General features: G+C 65.2%; 6 protein-coding genes. All 6 read left to right on the forward strand.

Annotation, left to right across the window (positions count from 1 at the left end; genetic code table 11):
- Positions 1 to 828: 828 nt before the first annotated feature.
- Positions 829 to 5,400 (forward strand): glutamate synthase large subunit, encoded by a 4,572-nt coding sequence (gene gltB, locus KIH79_RS12220; protein ID WP_219059628.1) that lies wholly within the window; start codon positions 829 to 831, stop codon positions 5,398 to 5,400.
- Between the two features lies 1 nt (position 5,401).
- The gene (locus KIH79_RS12225) at positions 5,402 to 6,934 is read left to right on the forward strand and encodes a glutamate synthase subunit beta (RefSeq protein WP_219059629.1); all 1,533 of its coding nucleotides are present in this window, start codon (positions 5,402 to 5,404) and stop codon (positions 6,932 to 6,934) included.
- Between the two features lie 157 nt (positions 6,935 to 7,091).
- Positions 7,092 to 8,033, forward strand: coding sequence for a C39 family peptidase (locus KIH79_RS12230; RefSeq protein WP_219059630.1), 942 nt, complete (start codon positions 7,092 to 7,094; stop codon positions 8,031 to 8,033).
- Positions 8,034 to 8,105: 72 nt separating this feature from the next.
- On the forward strand, positions 8,106 to 8,576 hold the full coding sequence (locus KIH79_RS12235; RefSeq protein ID WP_219059631.1) for a tripartite tricarboxylate transporter TctB family protein: 471 nt from the start codon (positions 8,106 to 8,108) through the stop codon (positions 8,574 to 8,576).
- 160 nt (positions 8,577 to 8,736) lie between these two features.
- Positions 8,737 to 9,984 carry a glycogen synthase gene (glgA, locus tag KIH79_RS12240; RefSeq protein ID WP_033494249.1) on the forward strand — a complete coding sequence of 416 codons (1,248 nt, stop codon included), beginning with the start codon at positions 8,737 to 8,739 and terminating at the stop codon, positions 9,982 to 9,984.
- Positions 9,985 to 10,154: 170 nt separating this feature from the next.
- On the forward strand, positions 10,155 to 10,999 hold an 845-nt coding region (locus tag KIH79_RS12245; RefSeq protein ID WP_236023850.1), incomplete at its 3' end, for an ABC transporter ATP-binding protein.

The following is a 10,999-nucleotide window of genomic DNA, read 5'->3' on the forward strand; positions in this document are numbered from 1 at the left end:
TTGCCGGCGGCAGTCTTCGCTGTCATGGTTTCCATTGTCTCAGTCGGCATGCTCATCACAGGCCCCTTTCCCGCCGGCCTCACGACCGGCGATCAAAGCCAGTTACACACATTCCGAGACAGTCCCGACACCAACTTGCGGCGTGGAATGCGTGACGGCCGAAGAGCTTGTCGGCTTGTGTCCGACGTGCAGGTAGGGGAGGTTGGTGCGTTGTTTGCGCCAACGGCTGAGGGTTTCCAAGGGGATGCCGGTTTGGTCGCTGACTTGGCGTGGGGTGAGGAGCTGGAGGCTGTTGTCTGTCATAGTGACCCTGTATGCGTCATTCCTGGACTGTCGTGACCCGTGATGCCCTGATGGGGTCAAGCGGATGGGGAGTCGTCTGGCGGTGTTGGGGTGTCGCACGTCGCCTCGTCGTGACCCGTCCTGACCCGTCGTGACGGAGCGTGGTGTTTCCGTGACTTGCCGTGACCTCTCGTGGAATGGGCTTGCGCTGGGGTTCGTGCGTGTTGACGGGTGGAAACCCTTATAATCGTTGGTATTCCAAGGCATTCCAACAACAGGCATTTTCCGCGATGTCCCCCCATGTCCCCCGGCGGAAATCGCGCGACGAAGCGCGAAACTCCCGGAATCGTTGGAATTCCAACGATTCAAGCCGATGAAAATCATTGCTCCATGGGTGGGTTCAGATTTGGGTCTTGACATTTCCGCCGACTCGGTATATGGACAGCGAAACCTGTTTGACATACCTGAGCGGTACTCTGTCCTACGCACTAGCCAAAGAACCGCAGGATGTCAAGACCCTGCCAAAACGATATGAAGGTGGTTTCGGTGACTTTCCACGCCCCGCTCGATTTGAGCATACACAACAAGCAAGGTCTGTACGACCCCAGCACAGAGCACGACGCCTGCGGCGTGGGTATGGTCACCACCCTCAACAAGCGACCCGAACGCAAGATCATCGACGACGCCATCGAAGTGCTCGTCAACCTCAACCACCGTGGCGCGGTCGGCGCCGAGGAGAACACCGGCGACGGCGCGGGCATCCTCATGAGCATGCCCGACGAGTTCATGCGCGCCACCGCCGGCGTCGATCTGCCCGAAGAGGGCCACTACGCGGCCGGCATCGCGTTCCTTGACCGCGACATCGCCACCTCCGGCCAGCAGGAGCAGGCCATCGCGAACATCGTGCGCGAGGAGGGCCTCGAAGTCCTCGCGTGGCGCGTCGTGCCGACCAACCCGGATGGTCTCGGCCTGCAGGCCCTCGCCTCCATGCCGAGCTTCAAGACGCTCGTCGTCGCCTCCCCGGACGGCTCGCTCGCCGGCATCGACCTCGACCGCAAGACGTTCCGCATCCGCAAGCGCGTCGAGCACGAGGTCGGCATCTACTTCGCGTCGCTGTCGGCCCGCACCATCACGTACAAGGGCATGCTCACCACCATGCAGCTCACCCCGTTCTTCCCCGACCTGAGCAACCCGCTCATGAAGGCGAAGATCGTGATCGTGCACTCGCGCTTCTCCACGAACACATTCCCGAGCTGGCCGCTTGCCCAGCCGTTCCGCCTGCTTGCCCACAACGGCGAAATCAACACCATCCAGGGCAACCGCAACTGGCTGTCCGCGCGCGAGGGCCGTCTGAGCTCCGAGCTGCTCGGCGAGTTCAAGCCGCTGCTGCCGATCACCACGCCCGGCTACTCGGATTCCGGCACGTTCGACGAGTGCCTCGAACTGCTGCACCTCGCCGGCCGTTCCCTGCCGCACGCGATCTCGATGATGCTGCCGCCGGCCTGGGAGAACAACGACCAGCTCGACCCGGACGTGCGCGCGTTCTACGAATACAACAACACGCTGATCGAGCCGTGGGACGGCCCGGCCGACATCATCTTCACCGACGGCACGCAGGTCGGCGCGCTGCTCGACCGCAACGGCTTCCGCCCCGGCCGCTGGCAGCTCACCGACGACGGCTATCTCGTGCTCGCCTCCGAAGCGGGCGTGCTGCCCGAGATCGACGACGCTCACGTGGTCGAGAAGGGCCGTCTGGAGCCGGGCAAGATGTTCCTCGTCGACACCGACGAAGGCCGCATCATCCCCGACGAGGAGATCAAGAAGAATCTCGCCTCGCAGCACCCGTACCGCAAGTGGGTCGAAGGCAACTCGGTCGAGATGAGCGACCTGCCGCAGCGCGAGCACGTGAGCCACTCCGGCCAGTCCGTGCAGCGCCGCCAGCGCGCGTTCGGCTACACCGAAGAGGACCTGAAGCTCCTGCTCGCCCCGATGGCCAACACCGGCAAGGAGCCGCTCGGCTCGATGGGCAACGACAACCCGCTGCCGGTGCTCTCCAAGCGCAGCCGCATGCTGTTCGACTACTTCCACCAGAAGTTCGCGCAGGTCACCAACCCGCCGCTGGACTGGGAACGCGAGGAGATCGTCACCTCGCTCGAATCCGCGATCGGCCCCGAGCCGAACCTGCTCGAGGATTCCGAACTGCACGCCAAGAAGATCCTCATACCGCTGCCGGTCATCAACTCCGACGAGATGGCGCAGCTCAAGCGGCTCGACAAGGCCAAGGTGCTCGGCGGCTACTACCGTCCGTTCGTCGTCAAGGGCCTCTACCAGGTCGCCGGCGGCGGCAAGGCGCTCGAGGAGCGTCTCGAGGAGATCTTCTCCGAAGTCGACGACGCGATCGCGAACGGCAGCAACTTCATCGTGCTGTCCGACCGCGAGTCGAACCACACGTGGGGGCCGATCCCGTCGCTGCTGCTCACCGCGGCCGTGCAGCACCACCTGCTGCGCCGCCACACCCGCACGCAGATTTCGATGGCCGTCGAGGCCGGCGACGTGCGCGAAGTGCACCATGTCGCCCTGCTCATCGCCTACGGCGCGGCCTGCGTGAACCCGTACCTCGCGTTCGAGTCTGTCGAGAACCTCGCCCGCACCGGCTACCTCAAGGTCGACGCGCCCACCGCCGTGAAGAACCTCACCAAGGCGCTGTCCATCGGCGTGCTCAAGATCATGTCCAAGATGGGCGTCTCCACGATCATGAGCTACCGCGGCGCGCAGCTGTTCGAGGCCGTGGGCCTCAACAAGGCGACCGTCGACAAGTACTTCACCGGCACCGTCTCCCAGGTCGGCGGCGTCGGCCTCGACGAGATCGCCGAGGAAGTCGCCATCCGCCACCGCGTCGCCTACCCGAACCAGTGGACCGCCACCCCGCACATGAACCTCGAGACCGGCGGCGAATACAAGTGGCGCCGCACCGGCGAGGACCATCTCAACGACCCGGAGGCGATCTTCCTGCTCCAGCAGTCGACCGCCCGCGGCGACTACAACATGTTCAAGAAGTATTCGGCGCACATCAACGACACGTCGAACCGCCTCATGACGCTGCGCGGCCTGATGAAGTTCAAGCACGACCGCAAGCCGATCGACATCTCCGAGGTCGAGCCGGCCTCCGAAATCGTCAAGCGCTTCTCCACCGGCGCGATGAGCTACGGCTCCATCTCGCAGGAGGCGCACGAGACGCTCGCCATCGCCATGAACACGCTCGGCGCGCGCTCCAACTCCGGCGAGGGCGGCGAGTCCGACGACCGCATCAACGATCCGCTGCGCTACAGCCGCATCAAGCAGATCGCCTCCGCGCGATTCGGCGTCACCTCCGACTACCTCGTGCACGCCACCGACCTGCAGATCAAGCTCGCGCAAGGCGCCAAGCCCGGCGAGGGCGGCCACCTGCCCGGCGCGAAGGTCCCGCCGTGGATCGCCAAGGTCCGCCACGCCACCCCGGGCGTGGAGCTCATCTCCCCGCCGCCGCACCACGACATCTACTCGATCGAGGATCTCAAGCAGCTGATCAACGACGCGAAGATGGCGAACCCGAAGGCGCGCATCCACGTCAAGCTCGTCTCCGAGTTCGGCGTCGGCACCATCGCGGCCGGCGTGGCCAAGTGCCATGCCGACGTGGTGCTGATCTCCGGCTATGACGGCGGCACCGGCGCGGCCCCGCTCAACGCGATCCGCCACGCGGGCACCCCGTGGGAGATCGGCCTGTCCGAGACCCAGCAGACGCTGATCCTGAACGGCCTGCGCTCTCGCATCGTCGTGCAGTGCGACGGCGAGCTGAAGACCGGCCGCGACGTGGTCATCGCCGCGCTGCTCGGCGCCGAGGAATTCGGTTTCGCGACCGCCGCGCTGATCGTCGAAGGCTGCGTCATGATGCGCGCCTGCCAGAAGAACACCTGCCCGCAGGGCATCGCCACCCAGGATCCGGAGCTGCGCGCCCGCTTCCGCGGCAAGCCCGAGTCGGTCATCAACTTCTTCATGTACATTGCCGAGGAAGTGCGCGAGATCCTCGCCGAGCTCGGCTTCCGCACGCTCGAGGAGGCCGTCGGCCACGTCGAGTGCCTCGACCAGAACGAGGCCATCAAGCGCTGGAAGGCCGACGGCGTCGACCTGACCAACGTGCTCATGCAGCCCGGTCCGGTCCCCGGCACCATCCTGCACAACACCGAGCCGCAGAACCACGAGCTCGACAAGGCGCTCGACAACAAGCTCATCGAGCTTGCCCAGCCGGCGCTCGAGAACAAGGAGCCGGTGACGATCGACCTGCCGATCCGCAACGTGAACCGCACGCTCGGCACGATGGTCGGCTACGAGATCACCCGCCGATACGGCGCCGAAGGTCTGCCGGACAACACGATCGACATGACGTTCCACGGCGCCGGCGGCCAGTCCATCGGCGCGTTCATCCCGAGCGGCGAGACGATCCGCGTGGTCGGCGAAGTCAACGACTACGCCGGCAAGGGTCTGTCGGGCGGCCGCATGATCGTCCGTCCGAACGACGACGTGACGTTCGACCCGCATAACAACGTCATCGCGGGCAACGTGACCGGCTTCGGCGCGACCTCCGGCCAGATGTTCGTCGCGGGCCGCGCGGGCGAGCGCTTCGCCGTGCGCAACTCCGGCGCGACGTTCGTCGTCGAAGGCGTGGGCGACCACGGCTGCGAGTACATGACCGGCGGCACGGTCGTCGTGCTCGGCTCCACCGGCCGCAACTTCGGCGCAGGCTTCTCGGGCGGCAACGCCTACGTGCTCGACCTCGACATGAACCAGGTCAACCCGGAGGGACGCAGGAACGGCTCGCTGCTGTTCCAGCCGCTCGACGAGACGACCGCGCCGATCGTGCGCGATCTGGTCGAGCAGCACGCCAAGGAGACCGGCTCCAAGTTTGCCAAGGAACTGCTCGAGAACTGGGACGAGAACGTGCTTCGCTTCACCCGCGTGGTGCCCGAACACTTCCTCGCCATGACCGCGGCCATGAAGCAGGCCGAAGAGGACAACATCGATTTCAATGCGCCCGGCGCCTGGGAACAGGTGTACGAGCACGTGATGGAAGGAGCGCGCTGACATGGGAGATCCTCGTGGATTCCTGAAGGTCCGTACCCGCCGAGAACTCGCCGAACGCCCGGTCGACGAGCGCATCAAGGACTGGCTCGACGTGCACGCCGAATCCGGCCTGCAGCCGTGGACCACCGAACAGGCGGCCCGCTGCATGGACTGCGGCACCCCGTTCTGCATGACCGGCTGCCCGCTCGGCAACATCATCCCCGAATTCAACGACCTCGTGCGCCAGGAGAAGTGGGAGGACGCATACAACCGCCTGTCCACCACCAACAATTTCCCCGAAGTCACCGGCCGCATCTGCCCGGCCCTGTGCGAACAGGCCTGCGTGCTCGGCATTCACCAGCCGCCGACGATGATCAAGAACGACGAGTGCACGATCATCGACCAGGCGTGGGATCTCGACTACGTCAAGCCCCTGCCGCCGCAGCGCCTGACCGACCAGACCGTCGCGGTCGTCGGCTCCGGCCCCGCCGGCCTCGCCTGCGCCCAGCAGCTGACCCGTGCCGGCCATACGGTCGTCGTGTACGAGCGCGACGACGCGATCGGCGGCCTGATGCGCTACGGCATCCCGAACTTCAAGCTCGACAAGCGACTGCTCGACCGCCGCGTCAAGCAGATGGAGGCCGAGGGCACGCGCTTCCGCACCGGCGTGGAGATCGGCAAGGACATCACGTGGGACGATCTGCGCTCCCGCTACGATGCCGTCGTCGTCGCGATCGGTTCCCGCGTGCCGCGCGACATGAAGCTGCCCGGCCGCGAGCTCAAGGGCATCCACTTCGCGATGGACTTCCTGCCCGACGCGACCCGCCGCGTGTACGGCGTCAAGCCGGTCAACGACATCACCGCCAAGGACAAGCACGTCATCGTCATCGGCGGCGGCGACACCGGCTCCGACTGCCTCGGCACGTCCATCCGCCAGGGCGCGAAGGACGTGACCGTGCTGCAGATCATGCCGAAGGAGCCGAGCCAGCGCCCGGACAACCAGCCGTGGCCGACGTTCGCGCGCCTCTACCAGAAGACCTCCTCGATGGAGGAGGGCGGCACCTACATGTACAGCACCGATTCGGTCAACTTCATCGGTTCCGAAGAGGAGCAGGCGAAGGTGCACGTCGAGAACTCGACCGCGACCGAAGGCTTCATCGCCGACGAGAACGGCCATGTGACCGGTTTGCGCGTCGTCGATGTGGCGCCGGGGGAGAACGGCCCGTTCACCCGCCAGCCGGGCACCGAACGCGTGCTGCCCGCCGACCTCGTGCTCATCTCGGTCGGTTTCCTGCACCCGGACACCGCTTCGCTCATGGACCAGCTGCCGGTCGAGCTCGACAAGCGCGGCAACGTGGCACGCAACGACAAGTTCGCCACCTCGCAGGACGGCGTGTTCGTCGCCGGCGATGCGGGCCGCGGCCAGAGCCTCGTCGTGTGGGCGATTTCGGAGGGACGCTCCTGCGCCGCCGCCGTGGACGAGTACCTGACCGGCTCCACCGAGCTGCCGGCCCCGATCGTCGCCTCCCAGCGTCCGATGGCGTTGCCGCGATGACGATCATGTTCGTCATCGGCTTGCGCCGGAGACGATGACATGACTGCAAGCCCTTCCGCCGACACGGTGGAAGGGCTTTTCACATATCGGGCACGGTTGGTTCGCGTGGCGCATGGGCATGTCGGATACCCTAGAACCATAGGGAAGGCGGTGCGCGATGAAGCGACGTGAACTGACCGTAATCATTGGCCTATTGGCCGTCGCATCGATGATGACGGCAGGCGGCGTGGCCTGGCATGCGGGGATGACCGGCGCGAATCATCGTGCGGCCCGGATCACGCCGTCCGAGCCGCGCGAGACCGAACCGGATCATGATGACCTTGACAGGATCACCGTGCCGCCGTCCGAAGACATTCGCACGGGGGACGTGAAGAATGCCACGGAGCTGATCGATCCGAGCGTGCTCGCCGGACTGAACATGGGCGTGGATGATTCGTATCCCGGCGACGCATGGTTCCGCGAGGCCAGCGGAGGGGAGATCGCTCATGCGTCGGACGAGACCGTCCGGCCGTCGGAATCGGACGTCCCTGCGACGACGGATACGGCAAGCGTTCGTCTTGACGTGCCGCAGAGCGTGCAGGAAACCGGGTATTGGTGCGTGCCGGCCGCCGTGCAGATGGTGCTGCGATACCGGGGAATCGACGTCAGCCAATCCGTACTCGCCGACGACATGAACGCCGATCCGCGGACCGGCACCGAATACGTCGATCTGGCGCGCGTCGCCAACAAGTACCTGTTCGGCGTCGACGACGCGAACCCAAACGGTGCCGGCTATCGTGTGCAAACCATAGAAATCGGTGACACGGATCCCGCGACGGCCCGCACGTTCGCCGAACGCGCGACAGCCGATCTGAACAACGGCGACCCGGTGTTCGCAGCCATCGACGTGCACGCGCTCTACCCGTCGTTCGGCCACGCCAACCACATGATCGTCATCACCGGATACGACGCCGACTCCGACGGCACCGTCACGCATTGGACATACCGCGACCCGTGGTATCGGGTGCAGGACGAAACGGGAGACGGTCTGAAGACGGTGGCCGCCGATGCGATGATCAATGCGATCGTATCCAACGAGGAACCGGCCTACGTCTGGTAATGCGGTACGAAGACCGGGGCTGGGGTACAGTAGTGCCCAGTGTCATCCACCGATTGTCAAAGGAGTGAGAAGATGGCGAACCGTGCAGAACGGCGCAAGGCCGCGCGGGACCAGCGCAGGGGCATCCCGTCGCAGTACGACCAGACGAAGGGCCGCGCCCGCGGCGGCATGATCGACGAGTACGCGCTGCAGGAGCGTTCCCGCCGCATTCAGGAAGGAACTCTGGACGACGGCCCGTGGAAGCCGACCGCGCACTTCGACACCGACGAGACGGAGACGTTGCTCGACACGAACCCGGATTACCGCGATCCGAAGGCGTTCAAGGCGCCGCATTCCGTGCACCAGTGGTTCCGCGTGGTCAGCTGGCTGCTCATCGTGCTCGCCGGCATCGCGTTCTGCGTGATCATGTGGCTGCCGAGCCATCCGACGTGGCTGGTGATCACCGTGTCCATCGTGTTCATCATCGGCGTGGTGAGCCTGTTCTTCACCGCCGGCAACGCGAAGGACAATCCGAACCTCGACCAGAACGGCACCGCCGTCTGATCGGTGCGATCGTTCCGATACGGGAAACCGACGCCAGCCTTATGCGAAAACGCACAACTCGCCGTGGAAGAAACACGGCGGTTGTGCGTTTTGCGTTTCCGGATGGCCTAAAGTTGGCAGTGGTGACAATCAGTTGATCGACAGATTGGAGAGGTAACCGATGAAGGTTGACATTCTTACCCGCGAATACCCGCCGCACGTCTATGGAGGCGCCGGCGTGCACGCTGAACAGCTGTCCAAGGCGCTGGCCGAGCGCATCGACGTGACCGTGCGCGCGTTCGACGGTCCCCGCACCGAAGCCGACGTTCCGGAAATCCCGAACGCGGCCGAGGCCAAGGGCAGCCTCAAGGTCGTCGGATACAATACGCCCGCCGAGCTCAAGGACGCGAACCCGGCGCTCAAGACCTTCGGCGTCGACCTGCAGATCGCCAATGACGTGGACGCGGACATCATCCACGCGCACACGTGGTACGCCTGCCTCGCCGGTTATCTCGCGAAGATGCTGCACGGCACGCCGCTGGTCATCACTGCGCACAGCCTCGAACCGTTCCGCCCGTGGAAGCGCGAGCAGCTCGGCGGCGGCTACAACCTGAGCTCCTGGGCCGAAAAGGACGCCTACGAGCACGCCGACCGCGTGATCGCCGTCTCCAAGGGCATGCGCAACGACATCCTCACCGCCTATCCGGACCTCGACCCGGACAAGGTCGTCGTCGTGTACAACGGCATCACCATGTCCGAATTCGCCACACCGGCGGCCGACGATCCGGGCTGGGGCGTGTTCGACCGCTACCACATCGACCGCAGCAAGCCGACCCTGCTGTTCGTCGGCCGCATCACCCGCCAGAAGGGCCTGCCGTACCTGCTCAAGGCGCTGCACTTCGTCGACCCGGGCGTGCAGGTCGTGCTGTGCGCGGGTGCGCCCGACACTCCGGAGATCATGGAGGAGGTCAAGAACTCCTTCGCCGAGCTCGACAAGAAGCGCGGCAACATCATCTGGATCGAGGAGATGCTGCCGAAGAACGAGCTCTCCGCGCTCGAGCACGGCTGCGACGCGTTCATCTGCCCGAGCATCTACGAGCCGCTCGGCATCGTGAACCTCGAGGCCATGGCCTGCGGTCTGCCGGTCGTCGCCTCCGCCACCGGCGGCATCCCCGAGGTCGTCGTCGACGGCGAGACTGGCTATCTGGTGCCGATCGACCAGCTGCACGACGGCACCGGCACGCCGACCAATCCGGACAAGTTCGTGCACGACATGGCCGACGCGATCAACAAGGTCATGGCAGATCCTGAAAACGCCAAGAAGATGGGTCAGGCCGGCTATGAGCGCGCCCGCGACGTGTTCAGCTGGGAGTCGATCGCCGACGAGACCGTGAAGGTCTACCAGTCCGTGCTCGACGAACAGAAGTAACCAACGACAATACAACGACAATAATCGGTACACGATACGCGCAATATCGTGACGGGCCCGTTTCCCGTCGCATGTTTTGACCGCATGCGGGGGAGCGGGCCCGCACATATCGGCGCCGGTCGGCGCCATACCCCGGCAAGCACCGCAAACGCAAGGAGCTCAGCAACCCCATGCCCACCGAAGTCCTCAAACTGGAAAACGTCGAATTCCGCCGCAACCGGCGCGTCATCATCACCGACGTGAACCTGACGATCAACGCCGGCGAACGCTGGGTGCTGTTCGGGCCGAACGGCATCGGCAAATCGACCGCCGTGGGCATGCTTGCCACGCGCACCTTCCCGTCCGAAGGCCGCGTGTTCATCCTCGGCCATCAGCTCGGCAAATACGACGTGTTCAAGTTGCGCACGCGCATCGGCCTCGCCTCCGCCGACCTCGGACGTCAGTTCCCTGAATTCGAGGATCCGCTCGACGCGGTCGTCACCGGACTGTCCGCGGTGACCGGCCGCTGGCGCGACACGTATTCCGAAGCCGATTACGCGCGCGCCCGCGGACTGCTGCGCGACTTCCGCGTCGGATATCTCGAAGGCAAGCAGATGTGGCGCCTGTCCGAAGGCGAGCGCACGCGCGTGCTCATCGCCCGCGCGCTCATGGGCGACCCGGAACTGCTCATCATGGACGAGCCGACCACCGGCCTTGATCTGGGCGGTCGAGAACAGGTCATGCGCACGCTGAGCCGCATCGGCGAGGAAAACTCGGATCGCGCCGTCGTGCTGGTGACGCACCGGCTCGAGGAGATTCCGGCCGGCTTCGACCACATCGCCATCATGGGCCGCAAGCCCGTGTCCGCCGAGGACGCCACCGAGGACGGCATCGACGCGATGGGCAATCCCTCGGCCGGCACGAGATGCTCGAACAGGATCTTGTCGCCGACGTTCGCCTGCGCTCCCGCGCATGAGACCACGCCGTCGAATCCGAGATCGAGAATGCTACGCTCGATTTTCGGCAGCGACCGGCC

The organism is Bifidobacterium miconis, from assembly GCF_019331735.1.
Classification (GTDB): Bacteria; Actinomycetota; Actinomycetes; order Actinomycetales; family Bifidobacteriaceae; genus Bifidobacterium; species Bifidobacterium miconis.